A 26,471-nucleotide genomic window follows, 5' to 3' on the forward strand; every position below is an offset into this window, starting at 1 on the left:
CGTTCAGCTCCGTGCTATGGATGAGATCAGAAATTCTGCGACGCGCTGATCACCAGTGCCGATCCTGCCACATGTTTGCCGCGCCCGTCCGCATCGAAGAAGGTCCAGATCGGCACGCCGGCGCGGTCGGCGTCGCCGTCGTTGTGCATGGCCGCGAGGCTGAACGACCATTGCTTGTAGGTCTTCGTCACGGCGATCCGCGCATCGTTGAAATCATAATCCCCCAGGTGGCGCAAGTGCTGCCGGCCGGCGTGCAGGGCCAGCACGAGGCCGGGCGCCAGTTCGCGCGACCAGTTCACTTCGATATAGCCGGTGCCGCGCGTCTTCACCTGCTGGCCGCTGACAGGATCGGCGGCGAAGCCGAACCAGTGCTTGGACAGGCCCACCCAGCCCGTGACGTTGAAGCTGCCGAGGTTGACGGCCAGCTTGGCTTCCTGCGTGTCGTAGTCGATGTGCCGGCCCTGCAGCTGGTAGCCGGCGCTGGGGAACCAGTAGGTGACGATGCCGGCATCGATATTGTTGCCGTCGCCCCAGGCATGACGGTAGCCCCCATACACGTCGATTTCCGTGCCGCTGCCATTGTTGTAGGCCGCGTTGGACACGCTGGAACCGAACAGGCCGGCATACAGGCCGCTGGCGTGGACGGCATCGAAGGTGCCCTGGATCACGGGCCGCTTCTGCGTCTGCGTCAGGCCGCGGAAGCGGTAGTCCGAGGCCAGCGTGACGTTGCCGGACAGTGCCCACGGGGCTTCCTGGGCGGCTGCGTGGTGCGCGGCCAGCGGGGAAAGGGCAAGCGAAACGGCGAGCGAGAGGAACGGTTTGGCGAAGGGGCGGCGCATCAGATGGTCTCCACGATGGTTGGGGCGGGGCGCTTGTCACGGCTCAGCAGGAACACGGCGTAGCCGACGGCCAGCAGGCCGAGATAGACGCAGAAGATCAGGAAGTTGTAGTAGATCATCGTCACCAGGCAGACACCGGCGGCGGCGACGGCGAATGCCGGGAACCATGGGTACAGCGGCGCGCGCCACGGCCGCACCATGTCGGGCTCCGTGCGGCGCAGCTTGAAGAGGCTCAGCATGCTGACGATGTACATCGTGATGGCGCCGAATACCGACATGGTGACGATATTGGCCGTCAGCGTCTGCCCGCCGAAGCTCACCCATTGGTCGCTGAAAATGGCGAGGATGCCGACCACGCCGCCGGCCAGCACGGCCAGGTGCGGGGTGCGCAGCCGCGGGTGGACGGTGGCCAGCACGCGCGGCAGGAAGCCTTCACGGGCCAGGGCGAAGATCTGGCGCGAGTAACCGAGGATGATGGCGTGGAATGACGCCACAAGGCCGAACAGGCCGAGCCAGACCAGCATGTGCAGCCAGCCGCTGTCGGCGCCGACGATGGTCTTCATGGCCTGGGGCAGCGGGTCGTTGATGTTCGAAAGCTTGGTCCAGTCGCCGACGCCGCCGGCGAACACCATCACGCCGATCGCCAGCGCCACCAGCGTGAGGATGCCGGCAATGTAGGCGATGGGGATCGAGCGGCGCGGATTCTTTGCTTCCTCGGCCGCCATGGCCACGCCCTCGATGGCCAGGAAGAACCAGATCGCGAACGGGATCGCCGCCAGCATGCCGGGAATGGCGGCCGTGCTGAAGCCGTCCTGCCCGGACCAGCCGCCGCGTACGAAATTGGCCATCGAGAAGCCGGGCGACACCACGCCCATGAAGATCAGCAGTTCGGCGATCGCCAGCACGGTGATCAAGAGTTCGAACGTGGCCGCCAGTTGCACGCCCGCGATGTTCAGGGTCATGAACACGAGGTAGGCGCCCACGGCGATCCACTTGGGATCGAGTTCGGGGAATTGCACGTTGAGGTAGGAACCGATCGCCAGCGCGATGGCCGGCGGGGCGAACACGAATTCGATCAGCGTGGCCGCGCCTGCCAGGTAGCCGCCCGTGGCGCCGAACGCCCGCTTGCTGTAGGCGAACGGGCCGCCCGCCTGCGGGATCGCGGTCGTCAGTTCCGTGAAGCTGAAGATGAAACAGGTGTACATGAGGGCGACGAAGATCGCCGTCACGGCAAAGCCCAGCGTGCCTGCCGAAGCCCAGCCGTAACTCCAGCCGAAATACTCGCCCGAGATGACCAACCCCACGGCAATGCCCCATAGCTGGACCGTACTCAGTGTCTGCTTGAGCGCCGGGGCGCCCGGTGTGCCTGCATTGTTCATGTGCTTCTCCTTATCGGTTACCCCATCGTCCCGCAAGCTGGAGCAGTTGTTGCAACCGCACCTTGGTACACAACTTGCTGTACCGAGTGTAGAAAAGCTGCGGGCGCCAGCGTTAGTGGAAATCGGCAAAGTTCAGGGCAACGCGGCCTGCCTGCAACGGATTGCCGCGGCGCATCGTTCAACCATTGTTCCAAGGTGATACAGGCATGCACCAACTTGATACCAGCTTGCGCCGCGTGGCGGCGCAGGACCCCGACGACCTGGCGCGCAACCTGACCGGCTGGGAACAGGTCTACGACCAGATCACCTGCGGCGCCTTCGCCGGCGCCCTCGACGAATTGCACCTGCCGGGCGTGCAGGTGTTTCGCGAGCGCATCAACCAGGCGGTGCACCAGGTGTGCCGCGTCCGCCCCGGCGCACTGTGGTTCGGCCTGCCGCTGGAGCTGGACGAAAGCCGCATCAACGGGCGCAAGGCTGCCAGCGCCTCGGTGATGGCGCGACCGGGCGGCAGCGCGTTCGAGCTCGTCACGCCGCGCGATCACGATATCTTCGGTGTCGTGGTCAGCCGCGAGCTGTGCGAGGAGGGCGCGCAGCGCAATGGCTGCGAGGAGGTGCTGGGAGCGATCGAGGGCGCCGAGATCCTGCGCGTCGACCCGGCGGCGCGCACCGCCTGCCTGCGCACGCTCGCCTCGCTGCTGGGCGAGGGCGGCGACCACGCGGGCGCCTCCATCGAGGAAGCCCAGCACTGCGTGGTCGATGCGCTGCTGCTGATGCTGGGCGCTTCGAGCATCGAGGCGTCCACCTTGCGCAGCGAGCAGCGCCGCCGCGCCATCGTGGCGAAGGCGCGCGACTACCTGGTGGAACACCGCGACCGGGCCGTGACGATTCCCGAGCTGTGCGAACACGCCTGCGTGAGCCGCCGCACGCTGCAATACTGCTTCGAGGACGTGCTGGGCATCAGCCCCGTCGTCTACCTGCGCCGGCTGCGCCTCAACGCGATCCGCCGCACGCTGCTCGAAGACGGGGCGCGCGGCATCGGGCGCGTGGCCGCGGAGTGGGGCATCGACAATTTCAGCCAGTTCTCCAGCGACTACAAGAAGCTGTTCGGGAAGTCGCCATCGGCCTATCTCAGGAGCGCCTCGCGCGGGCCCGATCGATGAATTTCGTTCATGGGCGTGTTCAAAAGATTCACTTCCCACCGGCCGCCCGGCTGGCGACAATGCCGCGAAACGTGACAGCTGCGTCGGCAACGGTATAAAACTTGGCACTGGCGATCAAGCGCCCGATGCCGCGATCCGCCATCTTCTCCCTATCACGATACGTTACCCGTCCGCCGTGGAGCGCGTTGCCGCGCCGGCTGCCGGTGCGTATGCACGGTTTCCAACTTCAGCAAAGGCCTCAGCATGAACGAATACTCCTATGTGCTTCCGTTCGAGCACCTGCGCATGACCGACGTGGAAGCGGTCGGCGGCAAGAACGCCTCGCTCGGCGAGATGATCAGCCAGCTCGCCGAAGCGGGCGTGCGCGTGCCCGGCGGTTTCGCGACCACCGCGCAGGCGTTCCGCGATTTTCTCGCTCATTCCAGCGACGGCGGGCCGGCACTTGGCGATCGCATCGCGCGGCGCCTCGATGGCTTGGATGTCGACGACGTGCGCTCGCTGGCGCAGGCCGGCGCCGAGATCCGCCAGTGGATCGTCGACACGCCGTTTCAGCCGCAGCTGGAGCGCGATATCCGCATGCACTATGAAAAACTGGTGGCAGGCTCCGAGGCGGAAGTGTCGTTCGCCGTGCGTTCCTCCGCCACCGCCGAAGACTTGCCGGACGCTTCGTTCGCCGGTCAGCAGGAAACCTTCCTGAACGTGATCGGCCTCGACAATGTGCTGGACGCGATGAAGCACGTGTTCGCGTCGCTGTACAACGACCGCGCCATTTCCTACCGCGTCCACAAGGGTTTTACGCATGCCGAGGTGGCGCTGTCGGCCGGCGTGCAGCGCATGGTGCGCTCCGACCTGGGCGCGGCGGGCGTGATGTTCACGATCGATACCGAATCGGGTTTCAAGGACGTGGTATTCATCACCTCCAGCTATGGCCTGGGCGAAACGGTGGTGCAGGGTGCCGTGAACCCCGACGAGTTCTATGTGCACAAGCCGATGCTGGAGCAGGGCAAGTCTCCCATCATCCGCCGCAATATCGGGTCAAAACTCATCAGGATGGAGTTCACGGAGGAAGCGAAGGCCGGCCGCTCGGTGCGCACCGTCGACGTGCCGAAGGAGTTGCGCAACCGCTACTCGTTGGGCGAGGCCGACGTGATCGAACTGGCTCGCTATGCCGTCATCATCGAACAGCACTATGGCCGCCCGATGGATATCGAATGGGGCAAGGATGGCCGCGACGGCCAGCTGTACATCCTGCAGGCCCGCCCGGAGACGGTGAAGTCGCAGCAGAAGGCGACCGACAGCCAGCAGCGCTTCAAGCTGAAATCGACCGGCACCGTGCTGGCCACGGGCCGCGCAATCGGCCAGAAGATCGGCGCCGGCCCGGTGCGCGTGATCGCCGATCCTTCGGAGATGGAGCGCGTGCAGCCCGGCGACGTGCTGGTGGCCGATATGACCGACCCGAACTGGGAACCCGTGATGAAGCGGGCGGCGGCCATCGTCACGAACCGTGGCGGGCGCACCTGCCACGCGGCGATCATCGCTCGCGAACTGGGCGTGCCGGCAGTCGTCGGCTGCGGGGAAGCGACCGAAGTGCTGAAGGATGGGGCGCTGGTCACCGTGTCGTGCGCGGAAGGCGACGCGGGCCGGGTCTACGAGGGCAAGCTGGACGTCGAAGTGACGGAAGTGGCCGCGACAGCGCTACCGGAGTTGCCGGTGAAAATCATGCTCAACGTGGGCAACCCGCAATTGGCCTTCGATTTCCAGTCCGTGCCCAATGCCGGCGTGGGTCTGGCCCGGCTGGAATTCATCATCAACAACAATATCGGCGTGCACCCGAAGGCGATCCTCGACTATCCGAACCTCGATGCCGACCTGAAGATGGCGGTGGAATCGGTCGCGCGCGGTCACGCCTCACCCCGTGCGTTCTATGTCGACAAGCTGGCCGAGGGCGTGGCGACCATCGCCGCCGCGTTCTGGCCGAAGCCCGTGATCGTGCGCCTGTCCGACTTCAAGTCCAACGAGTACCGCAAGCTGATCGGCGGTTCCCGTTACGAGCCGGAAGAGGAAAATCCCATGCTGGGTTTCCGCGGCGCGGCGCGTTACCTGGCCGAGGATTTCGCGATGGCGTTCAAGATGGAATGCCAGGCATTGCGGCGCGTGCGCGACGACATGGGCTTCACCAACGTCGAGCTGATGGTGCCGTTCGTGCGTACCGTCGGGCAGGCGAAGAAGGTGGTGAGCCTGCTGGCGCAGAACGGCTTGCAGCGCGGCGAAAACGGCCTGCGCCTGATCATGATGTGCGAGGTGCCGTCGAACGCCGTGCTGGCCGAGCAGTTCCTCGAGCATTTCGACGGCTTCTCGATCGGTTCGAACGACCTCACGCAACTCACGCTGGGGCTGGACCGCGACTCGGGCATGGAGCTGCTGGCCGCCGACTTCGACGAGCGCGATCCGGCAGTGAAGGCGCTGCTCTCGCTCGCCATTTCGGCCTGCCGGAGGCAGGGCAAGTACATCGGCATCTGCGGGCAGGGGCCGTCGGATCACCCCGAGCTGGCGGGATGGCTGATGGAGCAGGGGATCGGGTCGATGTCGCTCAACCCGGATTCAGTGGTCGAGACGTCGCGCCGGCTGGCGGAGCAGGCGGCCGGGTAGCGGGTATCAATCGCATGACCGGAGCAGCCCGGCTTCGGCCGCCGGGCTGCCTGGAATCCTGGGCCGTCCACGCCGTGCGCACAGACTCAGTGCCTTTTCAGCTCAACCGTATGTGAAACAGACTGCGCTTCGGAGGAAGGAGTTTTCTTGCGCATCTCCGCGCGTGCGTGGGTGATGACGGTTCGTGCAGCGGTAACACCCAACAAGCCCATGATGCACGCGACGACAATGTCGGGCCAGCCCGAACCCGTGCCAAAAACGCCGAGCGCTGCCAGCATCACGGCAACATTGCCGATCGCATCGTTGCGGGAGCAGAGCCAGACGGAGCGCATGTCGGAATCACCGTTTCGATATGCGTACAGCAGCATGGCCACGCCAAGATTGGACACCAATGCCATGGCACCAATGATTCCCATCGTTGCCGGGGTTGGAACGGTCCCGTTGACAAGATTCCAGCTTGCGGCGACGAGGACGAAGACCCCGTACCCACCCATCGTTACTCCCTTCAGAAAGGCGGTGCGCGGGCGCCATATGGGAGTCAACCCAAGCACGAACAGTGAAACCCCGTAATTTGCTGCATCGCCGAAGAAATCCACGGCATCGGCAAGCAACGAGACCGAGCCTGATCTGATTCCGCCGAAGAGTTCCGTGACGAACATGATGGCGTTGACACACAAGGCGATCCAGAGAATCCGGCGGTACTTCGCGTCGACAGGCGGTTTTTCGGAGGAGCAACCTCCAGAGCAGCAGGCGGACATGGCAATCTCCATCAGGGTATAGTGGCATTAGAAAGCCTGTAGCGACTACAGAGTCAAGCTGGAAGGATAGGGCATGAGAATCGGTGAGCTGGCAAAGAGGACTGGGTGCGACGTCGAGACGATCCGCTTTTATGAAAAATCAGGCATCCTGGAGGAGCCGGTACGCACAGCCTCCGGATATCGCGAATATCACAGTCTTCATCTTGAGCGCTTGCAATTCATCCGGCACTGCCGGTCCCTGAAGATCGGCCTGCAGGATATCCGTACGTTACTTGATCTGCAGGCACGGCCGTCGGCTGGATGTGAACGCGTGAATGCCCTTCTGGATCAGCATATTGCCGCCATCCAGTCACAGATGAGCGCCCTGCGAACACTCGAGACGCAGCTGATCTCATTACGCCGCAAATGCAACGATCCGCATTCGGTGGAAGACTGCGGGATATTGCAGGATCTCGCCGATCGCGTAGCGCAAGCCTAGTTTCAATTTCGTATGAAGGTTTTCGGCGACACAGTGCCGAGCCCGTGCTTACCGTCCCGCCGCCTTCTTCGCGCCACGCGCCGTGTATGCCCGGCAACGAGCCGAAGTCGCTCTCACGCACGCACCAACTGCCGGCGCGCGCCATCCTGCAGCAGCATCCGCGCGATCGCTTCGTCATCGAAGCCTTCCCGGCGCAGCATGCGTTCCGCGCGATCGCGGCCCAGCTCCTGGTGGATGGCAATCGCGGCCTGCACGACGGCCGCGCCGATCAGGTCCTGGCGGCGCCCCGCCGTGCAATAGAACAGGCTGATGCGCTCGTCCGCCGCGGCGGGGCGCGATGGCGTTTCCACGGCGCCGGGCAGTGACGCGGCCCGTACGGGACGACCATGGACGAGCCGGTCGATGACCGGCTCGGACAGCCCGGCCCCGCGCCAGTAAGCACGGGCATCCTCGATTCCCAGCATCTCCATGAAGATCATGCCGACTTCCACTTGGCGGGACATCAGCGCGTTCCGGCGCAGCTCGCGCATGCCGTGTTGTTCGGCTTCCGGACTCGTGGATATCTGCCTGCTCGCATACGCGCGCACGTGCGGGACATTGCGGCCGGTACGGGCGGCGCCGCCGTCCGCCAAAAAGGTCGAGCCAAGCATCTGCCAGCGTTCCGTTCTTGTTATGGGCTGTATGGATATACAGTATATAGGATGTCGCAATGGCTGGCCAGCGCCCGCTGGCGAACAGACGCTCCGATGGCACCCGGATCGGCACTGGATGGAACCGGGCTCGCACAGGGGCGTATCGGCCACTATTCCGATGTGCCGGGTGTGGACAAGGGCGACCCTTGCCGCACCATGTCCAGTCGTGGCGATGCGCGCCGGCTTTGTCAGTTCCCTGCCGGCCCGGCATGCGCCGCGTCCGGCTCCGCCCCCAGCTTGAGCAGGTAGTAGTCCCCCACGCGCCGCACCGACCCTTCGTGGGGCCACACCGGCATCCGTTCGAATTCGCGGGTGAGCGCGCGCCGCGCCTCCGGCGGCGCGGCGCGTACATCGTCATACCCCAGCACACGCAGGTAGGCCGTGATGCGCTTCAGATTGCCCTTGTCCCAGCCGAAGAACGAGCCGCGCGTCACGCTGTTCGGCGCGGCGGCGAACCGCGAGGTGCGTTCTTCCGCGCCGTAACCATAAGCGTCCAGCCACACCGGCTTGCCGGCATCCTCAGCTCCGCGCAGCAGCGCGATGCGCCGGCCGATCTCGAACCCCATGAAGCGGTCCTGGTGCTGCGTCATCGTGGCCGCGGCGATGTACTGCGACGTGAGGTTGACGATCTGCAGCTGGAACAGGCCGAACACCACGAGGGCGACAACCCGGAGCGGGCCGCGCCGCGACCGGAAGGCCAGCAGCGCACACAGCCAAATGACGTAGGGCAGGGCGACCATCGCGCGCAGCGGCAGGCCCGCGGGGCCCGTCAGCAGGTGCAGCAGGAACGGCGTGCCCAGCAGGATTGCGAACAGCAGCAGGTTAAGCACCGCCAGGCGCGGGCGGGCGAGCGCCACGGCCACTGCGGCGCAGACGAGCGCCAGGGCCGCGGCGGGCATGGCCGCGCCGAACAGCGCGGCATCGCCGGAATAGATCCCCCATGCCTGCCGGGCGATCGCGCCGACCAGCCAGACCGGCGCGTTCCAGTTCTCGAGGACGATGAAGCCGCGGATGTATTCCGGTCGCGCGCCGGACACGCCCAGGGCCAGCTTGTTCAGCCCGAAGTAGAGCACGGCGCCGGCCACGAGGCAGGCGCCCGCGTACACGAGCCGGCCGATCGTGCGCCGCCACGGGAAGGTGCCGTCCACGTCAAGGGCGTGGCGCAGGGCGATGCCCAGCGCGCCGCAGGCGAACAGCAGCAACAGGGTCTGGTACGTGCCGGCGCACAGGGCCAGCAGCAGGCCGATGGCCAGCAGCCGTCCGGCTTCCCGCCGCGAGCCCAGTTGCCGCGGGTCGGCGGGCCCTTCGGCATGCAGCGCCAGTGCCACGGCGACCAGCAGGAAGCCGATGCCGGTGGCGGGCACGTTGGCGGCGAATTCTCCGATCAGCCACCACGTCGGATACGTGACGAACAGGCAGTACGCGGCGTGGGTGCGCCAGTCGGGCAGCATGCCGTGCGCGCGTACCAGCAGCATGTGCGTCAGCGCCAGCGCGATGGCCAGGAACAGGTAGGGGCTGAAGGGCAGCGAAGGCTGCGGGAACAGCAGCGTCTCCACGAGATACGTGGTGAAGCGGCCCTGCGCGATCCACACCTCGCCGCTGGTGCGCACGGCCGCCATTTCATCGTCGATCGAGGGCGAGTAATTGGCCAGGAAGTAGATATTGGCCAGGGCGCCGGCCAGCACCAGGTACAGCAGCTCGCGCCAGGAAAAGTGCTGGCGGCGCAGCCATGAAGCGGTGAAACTCATCGGATCTTTCCAACGAACGCTAACTTGGACAGGAAGTAGGTCAGCGGCAGCGTGGCCGCGATGGCGATGGCCGGGGCCAGCATGGCATGCTGGTGCAGCACGTCGATCCACGCCCAGACCACCGCGGCGCCCACCGCGTACTGCACCAGGTACACCAGCGGCAACATGAGCACCGATCGGTAGCCCTGGTGCGCCTGGAACACGAAGACGCGGCCCAGCACATAGCTGATGGCGATGCCGGTGACGAAGGCGATCGCATAGCTGGCCTGGTAGCCGGCGACGGGCAGCAAACCCAGGTACAGGAGGTAGGTGACAGCGGTATTGAGGCCCCCGGCGAGCAGGAAGCGCAGGCCGCCGCCCTTACGCATGCGGGCGCGAGGCCAGCTCGACGTATTCGTCGTAGCTGCGGATGTAGTCGGCGCTGTCGTAGTGGTGCGAGGCAAAGACGAGCAGCACCGCGTCGCTCGAATACTTGTACTGGATACCCCAGGTCATCGGCGGCAGGTACAGGCCCGTGGTGGCGGAATCGAGCACGAATTCCTCGCGCGTGGTGCCGTCGAACGCCACCACGTGCACGGAACCCTTGATCGCCAGCATGAACTGGTGGCATTCGCGGTGGGCATGCTCGCCGCGCGTCTCGGCCGTGGGCACGCCGTACACGAGGAAGTAGCGCAGCGGCGCGAACGGGATTTCCTTCTCGAATTCGCCGACCGACAGGCTGCCGCGGATATCGGCCGCCTCCTTCAGCCGGTGCAGCGTGACGCCGCGCACGGCCGTGGTGGCGACGCGCTTGTCTGGTTCGACGGTGCGCGCGCGCACGGGCTCCTCGGCGGGCACCGCCTTGGCATCGACATAGCCGACGATCTTGGCCGGGTTGCCCACCACGATGGCATTCGGCGGCACCGAGCGGGTGACGACCGCGCCGGCGCCGATCATCGCGCCGCGCTCGATGGTGATGCCCGGCAGGATGGTGGCGTTCGCGCCGATCGAGGCCCCGCGGCGGATGACGGTGCGGTCGAACTTTTCCGGATACTGTTTACTGCGCGGGAAAATGTCGTTCGTGAAGGTGGCGTTCGGCCCCACGAACACATCGTCTTCCAGCGTGACGCCATCCCACAGCTGCACGCCGCACTTGATCGTCACGCGGTTGCCGATCCGCACGTCGTTCTCGATGAAGACGTTGTCGCAGACATTGCAATCCTCGCCGATCTGCGCCTCCGGCAGCACGTGCGCGAAGGCCCACACGCGGGTGCCCTTGCCGATGCGCGGCGACTCGCACAGCGCCCGTTCGTGGACGAAGTAATCAGGCTTGGTGTGCGTGAGCATGGGCGACCCCTTCGAAGGCGTGAGATTGACGGTGGATGGCGTTCGGCCGCTGCTTGGTGTTTTCATACGCACGCCACGCATACACGCCCACGATGCCCAGGCCGAACAGGTTCATCGAACCGAGCAGGGCGATCGTCAGGATGGTCATCGCATAGCCGGGCACGGGGATCAACCCGTTCAGGCGCGCGACCACCACGACCACGGCCAGCGCGCCGACGAGCGCGGTGCCAAGGGCGCCCACGCGGATCAGCAGGCGGATGGGCAGGTCGGTGAACGAGAACGCGCTGTCCATCAGGTACTTCCATTTTTTCCTGAACGTCCAGCCGGACTTGCCGTGCTGGCGCTCCAGCCGTGTGTACGGGACCACGCTGCGGCGGTAGCCGACCCAGAACAGTTGCCCGATCAGCGAGGAATGCCTTTCCTCGAGCGTGAGCAGGGTGTCGCGGAAATCGCGGTTGCAGCCGAACATGTCGACTCCGCCGGGCGGGATCTCCGGCATCACATAGCGGCGATACAGCCACCAGAACGCGTTCGACGACAGGCGCGAGAAGAGCGGGTCGCTGCGGCCCTCGCGCACGCCCACCACCACGTCGGCCTCGTCGCGCCGCAGGATCTCGTTCATTTGCAACACCAGTGCCGGCGGCTCCTGCAGGTCGGCCGCCATCACCGCGAAGCGCTGGCCGCGCGCGAACTGCAAGCCCATGCGGATCGCCGCGAACGAGCCGAAATTGCGCGACAACAGCACGAGCTGGGACCGGAAGGACTGGCGCGGCAACTGCTGGCGCAGCAGCAGGTAGCAATTGTCCGGACTGCCGTCGATGACGAACACCGTTTCGAAATCGCCGCCGACCTTGTCGTTCAGGTCCGCGATCGCGGCCAGCAGGTCCGGCAGCGACTCTTCATTCCTGTAGACAGGAACAATCAGGCTGAGCATGTTCAGCGGCCGGCAAAATGGCCGCGCACGGCGGCGATCACGCGCTCGACACTCTCGTCGTCGAGGCCCGGGAAGCACGGCAGCGTGACAACGGTGCCGGCGGCGGCTTCGGTCACGGGCAGCGACACGTTGACCGAGCCCGTGTAGGCCGACTGTCGGTGATCCGGCACTGGATAGTGAATGTCGGTTGCAATGCCGGCCGCGGCCATGCTGGCAACGAAGGCGGCGCGGTCCTGCACGCGGATCACGAACAGGTGGGCGACGTAGTCGTTTCCATATTCGTTGCCACTCGCGGCAAGCGCCGGCAGTTGCACGGGCAGGTCGGCGAACGCCGCGGCATAGCGTGCCGCGATGGCGCGGCGCTGGGCATTCCAACCGTCCAGCTTCGGCAGTTTTTCGCGCAGCACGGCGGCCTGGAGTTCGTCGAGCCGGCTGTTGCGCCCGCCCGCTTCGGTCACGTGGTATTTCTTGCTCCAGCCATACTGGCGCAGGCGGCGCGCCCGTTCGCCGAGCTCCGCATCGTTCGTGACGAGCGCGCCGCCATCGCCGATCGCGCCCAGGTTCTTGGTCGGGTAGAAGCTGAAGCAGCCGATGTCGCCGACCGAGCCGGCGCGCACGCCGTCGCGCATCGCGCCATGCGACTGCGCGCAATCCTCGATCAGCGGCACGCGGAAGTCGGCGGCCAGGGCAGCGATGGCTTCGATGTCGGCCATCTGGCCGTACAGGTGGGTGACGATGATCGCGTCGATACCCGCCACGAGCGCGCCGCGCAGGGCGGCGGGCGACATGGTCAGCGTGGCGGCGTCGATATCGACGTAACGGGGCTCGCCGCCGACGGCATGCACCGCCGTGCTGCCATAGAAGCCGGCATTGGCCACGAGGGCGACCCGCTTGCGCGGGCCGATGCCGAGCGAGCGCAGCGCGATTTCCAGCGCATCGGTGCCATTGGCCAGCGAAACGCAGGTTTTACTGCCGAGATAAGCGGCGAATTCGGATTCGAAAGCCGCCACCTCGCTGCCGAGCACATACCAGTTACTGTCGACCACGCGGTTCAGTGCACCGGCCAGGTCGACGCCTTCATTGGCAATCTTCGAAGAAAACAGGGGAACCTGGCTCGCCATCGCACGTCCTGATCAATTAACAAATTGGAAACTAGCAATTGATTATGCGAAAAAATGTTCGTGGTGTAAACAAAAAAGCATGCTGCCATAGTGCAGCGTCGCGGATCTGCCAAGGTTTTATGACGACCGCTGGAAGAGTTACGGCGGCAGGAAGTTACAAATAAATAATAGGTGTTGCATTGCATGTTGCGATTGCCCGCGCCGGCACCCAGCCGAGCCAGGATAATCAGCGGAAAAATAGCGGTTGAAAGTCAGGCTGCAAAGGAACACAATTCCACGGCCAATTGCCGTTCGGGCAGCGACCGGCATGGCCGCGATATTGGCAACCGCAAGACAGGGCAGCAAGGATTGGCTCGTTTTCCGGCGGGAGGATCTCCATGGCGCTCCAATCACAGCTTTTCCGCGGCGACCTCAAACTCGAAGCCGCGGCCGTATCCGACCCTGCCCACATCGTGCCGGGCGCTGCTGGCGAGCATGTCCGGAAAATCCAGCTGGCCCTGATCCTGCTGGACGGTGCGGCCATCGACGCGGATGGAAAATACGGTCCTGGAACCGCCGCTGCCGTCCTTGCCTACAAGCGAAAGCGCAGCATCCTCAATCGTGCCTATCAACACCAGCCCGACAATATCGCCGGCAAGATGACCATCGCCTCGCTCGATCGCGAAATGTTTGCGCGGGAAAGCATGCCTGCCGCGCCGGTGCAAATCCTTCCCGTCACGCCGCGGCCATACATGGGGCGCCCGGTCGTGCGCCTGGGCTTCAAGATCGATGTCGATTTCCCGGTTTTCCCAAGTGGCAATCTGCCCAGGATGCGGCTGGCGCCCGTGACGACCGAAAAGATCGAGATCGTCAACGCAATATCCGGCCGGGTGAGATGCATGAATGTCGGGGCGAGCGAGGCCAAGGTTTGCCTCATTTTCGATCCGGACGAACCTGGTCTCGTGCCGGCGAGCCGGCTCAATCCCGTTCCGCGCGGGCCGCTCGGCGAAGCTTATTACGCTGACGGCGGTACCGTGCGCGTTCCCGCCAGCCCGTTCAGGATTCACCTGGACGCATTCCATCCCGGTAATGCTTTCGTCGATGCCACCAATGGCACGTCCGCAGCCACGCTTGCAGTCGAAGTGCGCGCGCCCAGGATCGCCGCGCCGTCCGGGTTCCCACCACCGACGAAGACGCGGCCCGGCTCACGGTTCATTTCGGCGGCGGACAGCGAACCCGGTTTTCGGCGGGGGAGCCGGGCGGATTATGGGGGACGGCCCGTCAACCCCAGGAATACCGGGCGGAAGATCAATCTGTTCGGGTCCCAGGAAACGCCGGGTTTCGACGACTATACGACCGACCTTCATTATTCCGGATTTGGAGCAAGACAATCCCTGGTCTTCAGGCCCTGGACAGAAGACAGCGAGGTTGGCACCGGCATTGAAAACGGCTCGGTCAGCGATATCTGCATTCGCGATTCTCCTGTCCTGCCAGTAACCATTGCTGCGATCCGCAGGATCGCGGCGCCCGGTTGCCGGGTAACCTTCGCGGGCTCCGGTGAAGGTGGAACAAAGTACATTCCCATCCTGAAGAGCGCGTTCGCGGGCGCTGCGATCCTGGAGGAATTCGCCGACGCGATCGTGCTCGAGCTTCGCTGATGGCGACAGGCGACGGGGGCCGGGTTTTGCCGCCGCGCCTGCCGCCCGGCGGCCCGAACCGGCTCGTCACACTAGGGAAGCGCTGATTTATTCATGGCGGCGTCATCCACCAGCAATAAATCAGTGCTTCCCTAGCGGAAATCCTCCGCCACCAGCCCGTACTTCTGCATCTTGTGATACATGGTCTGCTTCGGCAGGCCGAGCACCGTGCAGGCGGCGCTGACATTGCCGCCGGCATTGCGCAGTTCCATCTCGATCAGCGAGCGTTCGAACGCGCTCACCTGGTCCGCCAGCGGCGCCTGCGGCGCGGCAGCGGCCGGCGTGGCGGCCATGCCGGGCACCGCGCCACCCAGGCCCAGCACGTAGCGGTCGGCCGCGTTGCGCAGCTCGCGCACATTGCCCGGCCAGTCGTGGCGCATCAGCGCCTGCATGTACGCGGCCGGCACGGGCGGCGCGTCGCGGCGGTAGCGGCGCGCGGCGTCGAGCATGAAGTGCTCGAACAGCAGCGGAATATCCTCGCGCCGCTCGCGCAGCGGCGGAATGTGCAGCACGATCAGGTTCAGGCGGTAGTACAGGTCGGCGCGAAACTGGCCGGCATCGACGAGCTCCTTCAGGTCCGCCTTGGATGCGGCCACCACGCGCACGTCCACCGGCAGCGGCTGCACGGAGCCGAGGCGCTCGATATAGCGCTCCTGGAGCACGCGCAGCAGCTTGACCTGCATGGCCAGCGGCAAGCTCTCGATCTCGTCCAGGAACAGGGTTCCCTCCGATGCGTGCTCGATCTTGCCCACCTGGCGCTTGGCCGCGCCCGTGAACGCGCCCGCCTCGTGGCCGAACAGTTCGCTCTCGAAGATCGTTTCGGGAATGGCGCCGCAATTGACGGCCACGTAGTGGCGCCGCGCCCGTTCGCCGAAGTCGTGCAGGCAGCGCGCCACCAGTTCCTTGCCGGTGCCCGTTTCGCCGTAGATCAGCACATCGGCCGGCTGGCTCGCCACTTCCAGCACCAGCCGGCGCAGCTCGCGCATGGCGGGCGTGTTGCCCAGCAGCGCAGCGTCGATCCCCTGGTTGTGTTCCAGGCGGCGGCGCAGGTCGTGCACTTCCAGCTGCAGGCGGCGCTTGTCGGCCGCGCGCCGCACCACGTCGGCCAGCTGGTCGGACGAGTAGGGCTTTTCAATGAAGTCGTAGGCGCCGTCGTGCATCGCCTGCACGGCCATCGCGATGTCGCCGTGGCCAGTGACGAGGATCACGGGCAGCTCGGGATCGATGGCGCGCGCCGCGGCCAGCAGTTCCAGGCCGCTCATGCCGGGCAGGCGGACGTCGCTCACCAGCACGGCGCGGCAGTGCGGTTGCAGCAGCTCGCGTGCCGGTTCCGCGCTGTCGAAGGCGCGCACGGTGAAGCCGGCCAGGTCCAGCGCCTGGGCGCTGCCTTCGCGCACGGCGGGATCATCCTCGACGAGCAGGATTTCGATCGTAGTGAGTGTCGTCTCATCCATCTTGTTTTTCCACTGATGCCGGTTTGAGTTCGATGACGAAAGAGGCGCCCGCGGCGGCCGGCTCGGCGCGCAGGCTGCCGCCGAAGTCGCGCACGATCTGTTCCGAGATGGCCAGGCCCAGGCCCAGCCCCTCGCCCTGGGGCTTGGTGGTGAAGAAGGGCTGGAACAGGCGTTCGCGCGCTTCGCCGGTCAGGCCCGGGCCGTTGTCGGCCACGCGGATGAGCACCGTGCCTGCCGCTTCGCCCGCGCTCACCGACAGGGCGCGCGGCGCGCCGCGCTCCAGCGTGGCCAGCGCGTCGAGCGCATTGGTCATCAGGTTCAGCAACACCTGTTCCAGGCGGTTGCTGTCGCCCAGCGCGTAGATGTCGCCCTCGCCGATGTCGAGCGTGAACGCCACCTTGTCCAGTTCCAGGCGGCGCTCCACGAGCACCAGGGCGTTCGAGATCGCCGTGTGGATCGAGACCGGTCCCAGCTCGGCATTGGACTTGCGCGAGAAGCTCTTCAGTTTGCCCGTGATGCTGCCCATCCGCGCCACGATCTGCGAAATCTTCGCGAGATTCTGCCGGGCTTCCTCCACGCGGCCGCGCTCGAACAGCAGCACGGCATTGTCGGCCATCGTGCGCAGCGCCGTCAGCGGCTGGTTCAATTCATGCGTGATGCTGGCAGACATCTGGCCCAGCACGGCCATCTTGCCGGCCTGGTACAACTCGTTCTGCGTGCGGTGCAGCTGCTGCTCGGCCTGGCGCCGCACTTCCGCCTCGTCCATCAGGCGCTGCGTGGTGCGCTCGAGGCGCGCGGTGCGTTCGGCCACCATCAGTTCCAGGTTGTCGTAGGCATCCTGCAATTGCTCCCGGGCCCGCAGGCGCTGCCGTACATACAGGAAGAGCAGCAGCAGGAAGCCGTAGGCCACGCAGGCGAACAGCACGGCGAGCCGGGCGTTGGCGCGCACTTGGCTCAGGTCGGACAGGTAGATGAAGGTCCACTGGCGCGGCGCCATGGAACGCTGTTGCGCCAGCATGGGCGGGGCGCCGGCACTGGCGCCGATGGCCATGATGTGCGTGCCGTCGGCCCGTGTTTCGTCGCGGCGCACCGGCAGCGGCGGCAGGGGCAGGCGGTGGTACTGGCGCGTCTGCTCCAGTTGCGCGCGCACGGCGGCGGAGAGCGGGCGCAGCGTGTGGTATTTCCAGGCCGGCGCGGAAGAGAGGAAGACCACGCCGTTGGCGTCGGCCAGCATCACCTTGTCAGCCCCGCGCATTTCGGGGCCCTGTATCCAGCCGCGTTCCTGTTCTTCGATGTTCACCTTCACCACGGCCACCCCCAGCATGCGGCCGTTGCGGTGCACGCCGCGGGCATAGAAGTAACCCGGCTCGCCGCTCGTGGTGCCCACGCCGTAGAAGCCGCTCGGGTGGCCGCGCAGGGCATTCTGCAAATAGGGGCGGAAGCGGATGTCGTCGCCCACGAAGCTGCTCTTCTGGCGCCAGTTGCTGGCCGCCAGCGTGCGTCCCCGCAGGTCGACGATATAGATGATGCGGGAGCCGGCCTGCCTGGACAGGCGCTCCAGGTAGTCGTTGACGCCCTGCCGCCGGGCGGGATCGGCCGGGTGCTCGAGCAGGCCGAGCACGTTCTCGTCCAGCTCCAGCATGTGGGGCAGGAAGTCGTATTTGTCGAGCAGGTTTTCCAGGCTGGCCGCGTATACCTCGAGGCGCTGGGCGCCGGCGGCGCGCAGCCGTTCCGTGCTGACGCGCTCGGTCCACCAGTAGGCGGACCAGGCCAGGGCCAGCAGGCCGGCCAGCGCCGCGCACCACGCCAGGCGCGCGAAGCGGCGCCGCCGCGGGGGCGCGGCGGGCAGGCGGGACGGGAAGGGCGGGCGAGGGGGCGGCTGGGACGCCGCCCCCTCGCCGGCCGGATCGGCGATCAGCTGGGAATGCATCCGGCCACTATAGCAAATCCGGCTTGCCGGCCGACTCAGAACGCGTGGCGCATGCCGAGGTTGAAGGCGGCGTTGCCGTTGCCGTCGTCGGTGGCGTTGCCCACCTTGTAGCTGGCGCCGTTGTCGTTGTCGATATGGCCGTAGGCGGTGTACAGGTCGGTGCGCTTCGACAGCGAGTACACGTAGCCGACGCCGAACTGGCGCGCATCGCGGCGCGCTGCCGTGCGGTCGTCGCGGTGGACGGCGGATGCCATCACGCGGTGCGGACCGGACTGGTAGGTCAGGCCCAGCAGCGCGTCGCGGCTGTCGTCGCCAGCCAGGCCGCGGTTGCGCACGATCGCCGCGCGTCCGATCACCGGGCCGATCGTATAGCGCACCACGGCGCCGGTGTTGGTGACATGGTCGGGCAGCAGCGCATCGTCGCGGCGGTGGTGCGTGAGGATGACCATCAGCGGGCCCGGCGCCCACGTGACCGAGCCGCTCATCTCGCGGTTGCGGGTGGAGTCGCCCGCCACCTCGCCGGCGCCGTATGCCACCTCGGCCGAGAAGCCGGCCACCGCCGGGGTGCGATACGCCACCGAGTTGTCCATGCGGCGGTTGCCGGCCATGATGTTCATCGCCTGGCCCGCATAGCCATCCTCGAACGGGTCGGCCATGTCGGCCAGCGCCTTGTAGTAGGGCGAATACTGGCGGCCGACGCTCACGGCGCCGAAGGCGCCGTTCAGCCCGACCCACACCTGGCGGCCGAACAGGCGCCCACCCTGGGTCGACGTGCCGGTATCGGCCGCAAAACCGCTTTCGACCACGAACACGGCGGACAGGCCGTTGCCCAGGTCTTCGGTACCCTTGAAGCCCAGCCGCGAGCCATAACCGATGCCGCCGCTGACGGACGTGTTGGTGCCGGTGGGCGTGCCGTACTCGGCCACGATGCCGGCATCGACGACGCCATACACCTGCACCTGCGATTGCGCCTGGGCGGCGGCGCCGGCCAGTGCCAGCGCGGTGGTCACTGCAAACTTGATAGTCGTATTGGTATTGATGTTCATGTCATCTCCTTTGTTGTAATGAACTCATGCGACGCGGATATTGCCGCGCTTGTCTTTTTCAGGGGCCGGCTCGTCGAGCGCGCCTTCCCACTTGGCCACGACCGCCGTCGCCACGGCATTGCCGACGGCATTGGTGGCCGAGCGGCCCATGTCGAGGAACTGGTCGACGCCCATCAGCAGCAGCAAGCCGGCCTCGGGAATATTGAACTGCGTAAGAGTAGCGGCGATCACGACCAGCGAAGCGCGCGGCACGCCGGCCATGCCTTTCGAGGTCAGCATCAGCAGCAGCAGCATGGTGATCTGCGTGCCCACCGACAGGTCGATGCCGTAGGCCTGCGCGATGAACAGCACGGCGAAGGTGCAGTACATCATCGAGCCGTCGAGGTTGAAGGAATAGCCCATCGGCAACACGAAGCTGGAGATGCGGCGCTGCACGCCGAACTTGTCGAGCGCGACCAGCAGCTTCGGATAGGCGGCTTCCGAGCTGGCGGTGGAGAAGGCCAGCAGGAACGGTTCGCGGATCAGGCCGACCAGGCGCAGCACGCGCGGGCCCAGCACCAGGAAGCCGGCGCCCACCAGCAGCAGCCACAGGCAGGCCAGGCCCAGGTAGAAGCCGCCCATGAACTTGGCGAAGGTGACGAGGATGCCCAGGCCATTGGTGGTGATCACGGAAGCCATGGCCGCGAACACGGCCAGCGGTGCCAGGTTCATGATCGTGCCGGTCATGCGCAGCATGACCTGCGCCAGCTCGTCCACCACGGCCACCAGCCGCTTGCCCGATTCGCCCAGTGCGCCGAGGGCCGAGCCGAAGAAGATCGAGAACACCAGCACCTGCAGGATCTCGTTATTGGCCATCGCCTCGATCGGCGACTTGGGCACCACGTGGGTGATGAAATCCTTCAGCGTGAAGGCCGCCGTCTTCAGGCCCGTGCTGGCATCGACGGGCGGCAGCGGCAGGCCGAGGTTGGTGCCCAGTTGCAGCACGTTTGACAGCACCATGCCCAGCGCCAGGGACACGAGCGAAGCAATCACGAACCAGCCGAACGCCTTGGCGCCGATGCGGCCGGCAGACTTGCCGTCGGAAAGGCCTGCAATGCCGACCGTCAGCGTGGAGAAGACCAGCAGCGCGATGATCATCTTGATCAGGCGCAGGAAGATATCGGTTACCAGCGAAATGTGGCCGGATATCTCGGTGGTCATCGCTTTCTCGGGAAAGACGGTGTGACACGCATAGCCAACCGCGATGCCGAGCAGCATCGCGATCAGGATGTAGAGAGTGAGAGGGCGCTTTTTATGCATTGCAGTCTCCGTATTGTAGAAACCGCGGTGGGGCCACCGCGGGGGTGGCTCCTTGATAGCAAGCGCTGTGCCAATCTTGAATGATTGCCAAGTGCTTGTTTTGATTGGGGAAGTTTTAGCCGTCGACGTGCCGCAGTCCGAACAATTGGACTGGGCCGCCATGGCGACTCCAAGGCCTTGGAAGGGTGCGGGGAAATGCAACTAACCGAAAGGTCAGGGCAGGGGGGCCTCCGGCGCCAATGATTTGCCTGCGGGGAGCGAGCCAGGAAGTGTCGGCAGGCAGGGTAATGTTGCTCGCAGTAATGAGAATGAGTTATCATTATTGCCTGGCCGGTATTGCCTTCCGCGCATCCGCCGCCCCGTCACCCGCAGAAAGGTCGCCGAAAGTGAAGAAAAAGAGCTTGTCCCCGTTGTTCGCCGCATCGATGGCGGCGCTGTTCGCTCCGCATGCCCAGGCCGAAGACCCGGCGATCGTCATCGGCGAGGTGCGCATCAGTGCCCAGCGCGCGGCGGGGCCGCTGCTCTCGAACCGCGTGCTGACCTCCGTCGACGTGCTGGGCGCCGACAAGGTCGAGGACAAGAACGTGATGAACAGCTGGGAGCTGGTCGGGCAGCTGCCCGGCGTGCAGCTCACCGAGACGCGCATGGGCGCCGAATCGGGCAAGGCCACGTTCCGCGCCTTCAATGGGGAAGGCTACATCAACGGCATCAAGGTGTTGATCGACGGGATTCCGAGCAACGTCAACAGCGGCAACCAGCGCTTCATCGACATGATCTTCCCGCTGGAGATCGACTATATCGAGGTGGTGCGCGGCACCAACGACCCGCGCCACGGCTTGCACAATATCGGCGGCAATATCAACTTCGGCACGCGCCAGGGCGGGAACTACACGGATGCCCGCCTCACGCTCGGCAGCTACGCCACGCGCGAAGGCCAGCTGGCCATCGGCCGCGAGTCGGGTTCCTTCGCGCAGAACTATTTCATGGCGGTGCAGAAGTCGGACGAATACCGGGGCAGCGGTTCCGACAAATACTCGCTCGGCGGCAAATGGTTCGTCACTTCGCCCGGCAAGGCCGTGAAGGCCGGCCTGGTGCTGCGGGCCTACCGGCACGACGCGGGGGAACCGGGCTTCCTCACCGCCGGCGAGCTGGCCGCGGACCGCCGCCAGTCGCCGGCCAAGAACGCCAACGACCGCAGCGAGCGCGAAATGGGGCATGCCAGCCTGTACCTGGACTGGCAGATCAGCCCCGATGCGTTCTTCAGCAACCGCGTCTACTACAACCGCTACGACGACGACCGGCGCGTTACCTTCACGAGCAATCCCGCCGGCTCGGCGCCCCGGCAGCGCCGCATCTGGAACGAACGCCAGGCGGGTTACCTGGGCAACCTCACGTGGCGAGTGAGCGAGCGGGTCACGCTCGACGGCGGCGTCAACGCCGAGCAGCAGGACAACCGCTACCGCCGGTCACGCTTCGCCCATGCGATGCCGACCGACTTCGGCACCCCGGTCCTGGTGCAGAACGACGACACCTACACCTTCGACAACGTCGGCGCCTACGTGCAGGCCATCATCCGGCCAACCGCCACGGTGAAGATCGTGCCAGGCTGGCGCGCCGACAAATTCTCCGGCCACAGCTCGCTGATGGCGGGCGGCGCGGCGCCGCTGCAGGACTACGGCTGGATCGAGCAACCGAAACTGAGCATGGTCTACAACCCGTCCGCCGCGGTGAGCCTGTACGCGAACTGGGGCCGCACCTTCCAGGTCCTGACGGGCTCCGGCGCCCCAGCCTACCTCGCGCCCGGCCAGGCCACGTTCGACGCATCGATCAACACGGGCAAGGAAGTGGGCGTGAAGTTCAAGCCGGTGCCGGGCGCCGAGATGCGCCTGGCCGTGTGGCGCCAGGATGCCACGGGGGAGGTCGCCAATATGCCGGCCACCGGCACCACGGTGGGCCTGGGCGAGACGCGCCGCGAGGGCGTGGACCTGCAACTCTCCGGACGCGTGGCCCAACGCCTCGACCTGTGGGCCTCGCACTCGCTGCAGAAGGCCGAGGTGGTGAAGGCTTTCACCGCCTCCGGCGCCTCGCTGGCGGGCAAGGAAGTGTTTTCCACGCCCCGGTACATCACCACGGCCGGCGCGGAGTACCGCGTGTCCGACAAGCTGCGCTTCGGGCTGCAGGGCCGCGCCCAGGGCGACTACTTCATCGACAGCCCGAACGAGCAGGGCAAGTTCGGCGGCTTCGTGCTGTTCGATGCCAGCGTGCGCTACCGGGTCTCGGAACACGCGAGCATCGACGTGCAGGTGCGCAACCTGGCGAACCGCCGCCATGAATATGTCTGGTACGACAATTTCTTCTGGCCCGCCGCGCAGGCGCAGCCGATGTTCTCGCCGGGCCCGGGGCGCTCCGCCTTCGTCTCGCTCAACGTCAGGATGTAACGCCTTCCTTCACGGGCAGCGCCGGCACCGCGCGGGCCTGCTTCCACTTCAACGCCGGCTTCTCGATCGCGTACCAGCTCACGGCCCCCAGCGCCACCGCGGCGGGCGCGGCGATCGCGAACAGCAGCCATGGCGACATGCCGGGGAGGTACCAGAGCAGCAGCTTCTGGATCGGCCATGCGTACAGATAGGTTCCGTACGACACATCGGGCAGGCGGTTGAACCCGGCAAGCATGGCAGATGGCTTGTTGGCCAGGTAGATCAGCACATAGCAGCCCGCCGTGGCCAGCGCGAGTTCGGACGCGCTCCAGGAAAACATGCAGATCACCACGGCGATTCCCGCCGCCAGCGCCAGCCTGCCATCCATGCGGATGCGGTCGCGGTACAGGTAGAAGCAGCCGCCGGTCAGGAAAAAGGTGGGCAGGCGCAGGAGCTCGGCGTCGAAGTGCAGCACGCGCGCCGCCGCGACGATGGCGAACACCGCCGCCGTGAGGACGAGCCAGGCGTGGCGCACGCGCAGCAGCCCGGCCACGCCGGCGGCGAGCACGAGGAGATAACAGGCGAACTCGTAGGCGATGGTCCACATCGACAGGTTAATCTTCGGCAGGAACGAGCCCGCGAACACGGGCGGCACCTGCGGCGATTGCAGCAGCAGGGCGCCCGTCGTGAACGCTCCCACGTCGAAGGCGGCAAAGTATCGGGCCGGATCGGCGCCGAGCGGCCCGACGACGAGGGCGCACACCACGCTGGCGACCAGGAAGCCCGGGTAGATGCGCAGCATGCGCTTTTTCAGGAACACGCCGGCCCGCGGCGCCGTATCCCAGCTCTGCACGATCAGGTACCCGCTCAGCATGAAGAACGCGTCGACCGCCATGAAACCGAGCGGTATCGAGTCGAACAGCATCATCAGCGGTTCGCGGTGATTGTCGCCGTCCGTCAGTTCGGGCGAGTGGGACAGGATCACGCACAGGGCCAGCACCAGGCGGAGCAGGTTGAAATTGTTGTGCCGTTCCTGCCGTGCTGCCGCCATGCCGCCCCCCTTGTCGAATGCTTGTTATTACCGGGAGTATGCGGCAAAACGCCGACCAAATGTAATTTTGGCAATTTTCGGATGGCGGTTTTACAACGCGATGCCGGCCTGGGCATACCGGAACTGCTATGGCAACGGCCGAAAAATTGATTGGTGCCGACGGCGCGGATGCGTCTACCATGCGGTCCACGCGCGGCCGCGGGCCGCCACGAACCAGGATGGAAAATGAGGAAACTGATCGCATTGCTGATGGCCGCCGCCTTGTGCGCGTGCGCCGCCACGGCGCCGGACAAGCAGGCCGCGCCCTTCGCCAAGGGCGCCGACATCGGCTGGCTGCAGCAGATGGAAGCCACCGGCTACAAGTTCCGCGACAAGCAGGGAGAAGAGCAGGATGCCATCGCCATCCTGAAGGCGCACGGCATCGACACCATCCGCCTGCGCACGTGGGTCAATCCTTCCGACGACCGGGCCAGCGGCCACAACAGCAAGGAGGAAACGGTGGCCATGGCCGTGCGCGCGCAGCGCGAGGGCATGCGCATCATGATCAACTTCCACTACAGCGACAGCTGGGCCGACCCGCAGCAGCAGCGCAAGCCGGCGGCCTGGGTGGGCCACCCGTTCCCGCAACTGCTCGAGGACGTGTACCAGTACACGCACGACGTGATGACAGCGCTGAAGCAGGCCGGCGTGACGCCGGAGTGGGTGCAGGTGGGCAACGAGACCGCCACCGGCATGATCTACCCGGAAGGCCATTCCGACAACTGGCCGCAGCTCGCGCAGCTGATCAACCGCGGCTACGATGCCGTGAAGGCCGTCAGCCCCACGTCGAAGGTGATCCTGCACGTCGACCGCGGCAACGATAATGCGCGCTTTCGCAAGTGGTTCGACGCCGCGCGCGCGCATGGCGCGAAATACGACGTCATCGGCCTGTCCTATTACCCGTACTGGCTGGACGGCAGCCCGGACTACACGCTGTCCATCGACGACCTGGGCCGCAACCTGAACGACATGGTGGCCCGCTACGGCAAGGAAGTGATGGTGGTCGAGGTGGGCGGCGAGGACACCAAGGCGCAAAACACCTACGACATGCTGGTGGCCGTGCAGCGCAAGGTGAAGGCCGTGCCGGGCAATATGGGACTGGGCGTGATCTACTGGGAGCCGCAGGGCGCGCGCAGCTGGAGCAAGTATCCGCTGAGCGCCTGGGGCGACGATGGCCGGCCGACCAGGGCGATGGAAGCGTTCCTGGCCGAGTAGGGCGGAACCGGGGCGGCGAGCCGCCTCGCCGCAGGCAACCGGGGAAACCGGGCGACTAGCCGGCCGCCTTCGCCGCCCGCAGCGTGATCAGCGTGATGTCGGAGGGCCGCCCCAGCCGGATCGGGAAGCCCGGCCACAGGCCGGCGCCGTTGCTCACGTAGAGCGTCGATCCGCCAACCTCGTAGCGGCCGGACACGAAGCCGTCGTTGAAGCGGGCCACGATCCAGTCCAGGCCGCGGGCGTGTCCGCCGTGGGTGTGGCCGGACAATTGCAGGTCGATGCCGGCCGCCCCGTTGCGGCGGAAGGTGCCGGGCCGGTGATCGAGCAGCACGACAGGCAGCCCGGCCGGCCGGCCCGCCAGGGCCCTGGCGATATCCGGCACGGTCTCCCCATGCCTGGCGCTCACCATGTCCGGCACGCCGGCCAGCACGAAACCGTTGTCGATCACCACGTGCCGGTTTTCCAGCACGTCGATGCCGAGTTCCTTGAACTTGCGCATCCATGCCACGTAGTCGGCATAGTATTCATGGTTGCCCGCCACGGCGAACACGCCATCCCTGGCCGACAGCGCGGCCAGCGGCGCGACATCGTTCGCGCGGGCCGCGGTCGTACCGTCGATGAGGTCGCCCGAGATGACGATCAGGTCCGGCTCCAGCGCATTCGTCGCTGCCACCAGCCCCTTCGCCCAGGGTTCCTGCAAGAGGCGGCTCAGGTGGATATCGCTCAGGTGCACCATCCGGTAGCCGTCCAGTTCCGCCGGCAGGCCCGCCAGCGGCATGTCGAAGCGTCTCACCTCCGGCACCTTGATCGCCTGCGTCACGCCGTAGCTCGCCAGCAGCACGCCCAGTGCCAGGAATACGTGGCCGGCCGTCTTGTTCCGCAAGATCGCGCGGCCCGTCGCGCGGGAGGGCAGCCAGGCCAGCAGGCCGGCCACGTCCTTCAGCAGGGTCAGTACCGCCATCACGACCAGCGCGGCGTGCGCCACGCTCACGCCGATCAGCGCGGCGCGGGGAATCTCCGGCGAAGCGATGGTGGTGCCGAAGATGCGGCTGACGAGCCAGTGATGCTCGATGAGCGCCATGAGCAGGGCGGCCAGCGCGGCCCTGCCGGCCGGCCGGAAGTCCAGCCTCCACACGTACCGCCAGATGAGATAGGAACCGAGGACGAGGTTGACGATTGGTAGCACCGGTGAATCCTTCGAAGATTGCTGCGCGGCTCATCCGCGCGGCCGGTATGCTACCTCGGCTTGCCTTAAGGCGA

The 26,471-nt window shown here is 66.0% G+C and carries 21 protein-coding genes; 6 read left to right on the forward strand and 15 right to left on the reverse strand.

All coding sequences use genetic code 11. The annotated features are described in order from the left end of the window. Nucleotides 1-26: 26 nt before the first annotated feature. Both V6Z91_RS19595 and eat read right to left on the reverse strand, forming a co-directional pair. Complete coding sequence (locus V6Z91_RS19595; RefSeq protein ID WP_338759963.1) at nucleotides 27-839, reverse strand: TorF family putative porin; 813 nt, start codon at nucleotides 837-839, stop codon at nucleotides 27-29. Further along, the gene (gene eat, locus V6Z91_RS19600; protein WP_338759966.1) at nucleotides 839-2,218 is read right to left on the reverse strand and encodes an ethanolamine permease; all 1,380 of its coding nucleotides are present in this window, start codon (nucleotides 2,216-2,218) and stop codon (nucleotides 839-841) included. Before eat ends, V6Z91_RS19595 begins: the two co-directional genes overlap by 1 nt. 206 nt (nucleotides 2,219-2,424) lie before the next feature. Here eat and V6Z91_RS19605 point away from each other — a divergent pair, with 206 nt between their 5' ends. Then, a complete protein-coding gene (locus V6Z91_RS19605; protein ID WP_338759969.1) occupies nucleotides 2,425-3,378 on the forward strand; it encodes a helix-turn-helix domain-containing protein in 954 nt (317 codons plus the stop codon). Between the two features lie 285 nt (nucleotides 3,379-3,663). After that, entirely contained in the window at nucleotides 3,664-6,027 is a 2,364-nt protein-coding gene (gene ppsA, locus V6Z91_RS19610) for a phosphoenolpyruvate synthase (protein ID WP_338771950.1), read from the forward strand. Between the two features lie 86 nt (nucleotides 6,028-6,113). Here ppsA and V6Z91_RS19615 read toward each other — a convergent pair whose 3' ends face one another. Then, nucleotides 6,114-6,785, reverse strand: coding sequence for a cation transporter (locus tag V6Z91_RS19615; RefSeq protein ID WP_338759971.1), 672 nt, complete (start codon nucleotides 6,783-6,785; stop codon nucleotides 6,114-6,116). Nucleotides 6,786-6,858: 73 nt separating this feature from the next. Between V6Z91_RS19615 and cadR the strand changes: the two genes are divergently transcribed. Then, nucleotides 6,859-7,263 carry a Cd(II)/Pb(II)-responsive transcriptional regulator gene (gene cadR / locus V6Z91_RS19620; protein WP_338759973.1) on the forward strand — a complete coding sequence of 135 codons (405 nt, stop codon included), beginning with the start codon at nucleotides 6,859-6,861 and terminating at the stop codon, nucleotides 7,261-7,263. Nucleotides 7,264-7,376: 113 nt separating this feature from the next. Here the strand turns inward: cadR and V6Z91_RS19625 are convergent, their stop codons facing one another. The 6 genes from V6Z91_RS19625 to V6Z91_RS19650 all read right to left on the reverse strand — a co-directional run bounded on the left by V6Z91_RS19625 (nucleotide 7,377) and on the right by V6Z91_RS19650 (nucleotide 13,084). Beyond that, the gene (locus tag V6Z91_RS19625) at nucleotides 7,377-7,913 is read right to left on the reverse strand and encodes a hypothetical protein (protein WP_338759975.1); all 537 of its coding nucleotides are present in this window, start codon (nucleotides 7,911-7,913) and stop codon (nucleotides 7,377-7,379) included. A gap of 230 nt (nucleotides 7,914-8,143) precedes the next feature. Beyond that, nucleotides 8,144-9,703, reverse strand: coding sequence for a glucosyltransferase domain-containing protein (locus V6Z91_RS19630; protein WP_338759977.1), 1,560 nt, complete (start codon nucleotides 9,701-9,703; stop codon nucleotides 8,144-8,146). Next, a complete protein-coding gene (locus V6Z91_RS19635; protein WP_338759979.1) occupies nucleotides 9,700-10,071 on the reverse strand; it encodes a GtrA family protein in 372 nt (123 codons plus the stop codon). Before V6Z91_RS19635 ends, V6Z91_RS19630 begins: the two co-directional genes overlap by 4 nt. After that, the gene (locus V6Z91_RS19640; RefSeq protein ID WP_338759981.1) at nucleotides 10,064-11,029 is read right to left on the reverse strand and encodes a WxcM-like domain-containing protein; all 966 of its coding nucleotides are present in this window, start codon (nucleotides 11,027-11,029) and stop codon (nucleotides 10,064-10,066) included. Before V6Z91_RS19640 ends, V6Z91_RS19635 begins: the two co-directional genes overlap by 8 nt. After that, the gene (locus V6Z91_RS19645; protein ID WP_338759983.1) at nucleotides 11,007-11,963 is read right to left on the reverse strand and encodes a glycosyltransferase family 2 protein; all 957 of its coding nucleotides are present in this window, start codon (nucleotides 11,961-11,963) and stop codon (nucleotides 11,007-11,009) included. Before V6Z91_RS19645 ends, V6Z91_RS19640 begins: the two co-directional genes overlap by 23 nt. 2 nt (nucleotides 11,964-11,965) lie before the next feature. After that, on the reverse strand, nucleotides 11,966-13,084 hold the full coding sequence (locus V6Z91_RS19650) for a DegT/DnrJ/EryC1/StrS family aminotransferase (RefSeq protein ID WP_338759985.1): 1,119 nt from the start codon (nucleotides 13,082-13,084) through the stop codon (nucleotides 11,966-11,968). Between the two features lie 377 nt (nucleotides 13,085-13,461). Here V6Z91_RS19650 and V6Z91_RS19655 point away from each other — a divergent pair, with 377 nt between their 5' ends. Beyond that, entirely contained in the window at nucleotides 13,462-14,721 is a 1,260-nt protein-coding gene (locus V6Z91_RS19655; RefSeq protein ID WP_338759987.1) for a peptidoglycan-binding domain-containing protein, read from the forward strand. 131 nt (nucleotides 14,722-14,852) lie between these two features. Here the strand turns inward: V6Z91_RS19655 and V6Z91_RS19660 are convergent, their stop codons facing one another. Genes V6Z91_RS19660 through V6Z91_RS19675 form a run of 4 tightly spaced genes read right to left on the reverse strand, consistent with a single transcriptional unit; the run spans nucleotide 14,853 to nucleotide 20,489 of the window. Then, on the reverse strand, nucleotides 14,853-16,214 hold the full coding sequence (locus V6Z91_RS19660) for a sigma-54 dependent transcriptional regulator (protein ID WP_338759989.1): 1,362 nt from the start codon (nucleotides 16,212-16,214) through the stop codon (nucleotides 14,853-14,855). Next, a complete protein-coding gene (locus V6Z91_RS19665; protein ID WP_338759991.1) occupies nucleotides 16,207-18,144 on the reverse strand; it encodes an ATP-binding protein in 1,938 nt (645 codons plus the stop codon). The genes V6Z91_RS19660 and V6Z91_RS19665 overlap by 8 nt, the downstream gene beginning before the upstream one ends. 35 nt (nucleotides 18,145-18,179) lie before the next feature. Continuing rightward, complete coding sequence (locus V6Z91_RS19670) at nucleotides 18,180-19,190, reverse strand: porin (RefSeq protein WP_338759993.1); 1,011 nt, start codon at nucleotides 19,188-19,190, stop codon at nucleotides 18,180-18,182. A gap of 24 nt (nucleotides 19,191-19,214) precedes the next feature. Next, complete coding sequence (locus tag V6Z91_RS19675; protein ID WP_338759995.1) at nucleotides 19,215-20,489, reverse strand: dicarboxylate/amino acid:cation symporter; 1,275 nt, start codon at nucleotides 20,487-20,489, stop codon at nucleotides 19,215-19,217. A 401-nt stretch (nucleotides 20,490-20,890) separates the two neighbouring features. Between V6Z91_RS19675 and V6Z91_RS19680 the strand changes: the two genes are divergently transcribed. Then, nucleotides 20,891-22,927, forward strand: a complete 2,037-nt coding sequence (locus tag V6Z91_RS19680) for a TonB-dependent receptor (RefSeq protein WP_338759998.1) — start codon at nucleotides 20,891-20,893, stop codon at nucleotides 22,925-22,927. Here the strand turns inward: V6Z91_RS19680 and V6Z91_RS19685 are convergent. Then, the gene (locus V6Z91_RS19685; protein ID WP_338760000.1) at nucleotides 22,917-23,957 is read right to left on the reverse strand and encodes an acyltransferase; all 1,041 of its coding nucleotides are present in this window, start codon (nucleotides 23,955-23,957) and stop codon (nucleotides 22,917-22,919) included. The genes V6Z91_RS19680 and V6Z91_RS19685 overlap by 11 nt on opposite strands. Nucleotides 23,958-24,182: 225 nt before the next feature. Here V6Z91_RS19685 and V6Z91_RS19690 point away from each other — a divergent pair, with 225 nt between their 5' ends. Beyond that, a complete protein-coding gene (locus tag V6Z91_RS19690; protein WP_338760002.1) occupies nucleotides 24,183-25,211 on the forward strand; it encodes a glycosyl hydrolase 53 family protein in 1,029 nt (342 codons plus the stop codon). A gap of 55 nt (nucleotides 25,212-25,266) precedes the next feature. Here V6Z91_RS19690 and V6Z91_RS19695 read toward each other — a convergent pair whose 3' ends face one another. Beyond that, nucleotides 25,267-26,397 (reverse strand): metallophosphoesterase, encoded by a 1,131-nt coding sequence (locus V6Z91_RS19695; RefSeq protein ID WP_338760004.1) that lies wholly within the window; start codon nucleotides 26,395-26,397, stop codon nucleotides 25,267-25,269. Between the last annotated feature and the right edge of the window lie 74 nt (nucleotides 26,398-26,471).

It is taken from the genome of Massilia sp. METH4, assembly GCF_037094685.1.
Classification (GTDB): Bacteria; Pseudomonadota; Gammaproteobacteria; order Burkholderiales; family Burkholderiaceae_D; genus Rugamonas.

Excerpts from the sequence above, each read along its gene's own strand:
- V6Z91_RS19595 (WP_338759963.1), bottom strand. The coding sequence starts at position 839 with ATGCGCCGCCCCTTCGCCAAACCGTTCCTCTCGCTCGCCGTTTCGCTT.
- eat (WP_338759966.1), bottom strand. The coding sequence starts at position 2,218 with ATGAACAATGCAGGCACACCGGGCGCCCCGGCGCTCAAGCAGACACTG.
- V6Z91_RS19605 (WP_338759969.1), top strand. The coding sequence starts at position 2,425 with ATGCACCAACTTGATACCAGCTTGCGCCGCGTGGCGGCGCAGGACCCC.
- ppsA (WP_338771950.1), top strand. The coding sequence starts at position 3,664 with ATGACCGACGTGGAAGCGGTCGGCGGCAAGAACGCCTCGCTCGGCGAG.
- V6Z91_RS19615 (WP_338759971.1), bottom strand. The coding sequence starts at position 6,785 with ATGTCCGCCTGCTGCTCTGGAGGTTGCTCCTCCGAAAAACCGCCTGTC.
- cadR (WP_338759973.1), top strand. The coding sequence starts at position 6,859 with ATGAGAATCGGTGAGCTGGCAAAGAGGACTGGGTGCGACGTCGAGACG.
- V6Z91_RS19625 (WP_338759975.1), bottom strand. The coding sequence starts at position 7,913 with ATGCTTGGCTCGACCTTTTTGGCGGACGGCGGCGCCGCCCGTACCGGC.
- V6Z91_RS19630 (WP_338759977.1), bottom strand. The coding sequence starts at position 9,703 with ATGAGTTTCACCGCTTCATGGCTGCGCCGCCAGCACTTTTCCTGGCGC.
- V6Z91_RS19635 (WP_338759979.1), bottom strand. The coding sequence starts at position 10,071 with ATGCGTAAGGGCGGCGGCCTGCGCTTCCTGCTCGCCGGGGGCCTCAAT.
- V6Z91_RS19640 (WP_338759981.1), bottom strand. The coding sequence starts at position 11,029 with ATGCTCACGCACACCAAGCCTGATTACTTCGTCCACGAACGGGCGCTG.
- V6Z91_RS19645 (WP_338759983.1), bottom strand. The coding sequence starts at position 11,963 with ATGCTCAGCCTGATTGTTCCTGTCTACAGGAATGAAGAGTCGCTGCCG.
- V6Z91_RS19650 (WP_338759985.1), bottom strand. The coding sequence starts at position 13,084 with ATGGCGAGCCAGGTTCCCCTGTTTTCTTCGAAGATTGCCAATGAAGGC.
- V6Z91_RS19655 (WP_338759987.1), top strand. The coding sequence starts at position 13,462 with ATGGCGCTCCAATCACAGCTTTTCCGCGGCGACCTCAAACTCGAAGCC.
- V6Z91_RS19660 (WP_338759989.1), bottom strand. The coding sequence starts at position 16,214 with ATGGATGAGACGACACTCACTACGATCGAAATCCTGCTCGTCGAGGAT.
- V6Z91_RS19665 (WP_338759991.1), bottom strand. The coding sequence starts at position 18,144 with ATGCATTCCCAGCTGATCGCCGATCCGGCCGGCGAGGGGGCGGCGTCC.
- V6Z91_RS19670 (WP_338759993.1), bottom strand. The coding sequence starts at position 19,190 with ATGAACATCAATACCAATACGACTATCAAGTTTGCAGTGACCACCGCG.
- V6Z91_RS19675 (WP_338759995.1), bottom strand. The coding sequence starts at position 20,489 with ATGCATAAAAAGCGCCCTCTCACTCTCTACATCCTGATCGCGATGCTG.
- V6Z91_RS19685 (WP_338760000.1), bottom strand. The coding sequence starts at position 23,957 with ATGGCGGCAGCACGGCAGGAACGGCACAACAATTTCAACCTGCTCCGC.
- V6Z91_RS19690 (WP_338760002.1), top strand. The coding sequence starts at position 24,183 with ATGAGGAAACTGATCGCATTGCTGATGGCCGCCGCCTTGTGCGCGTGC.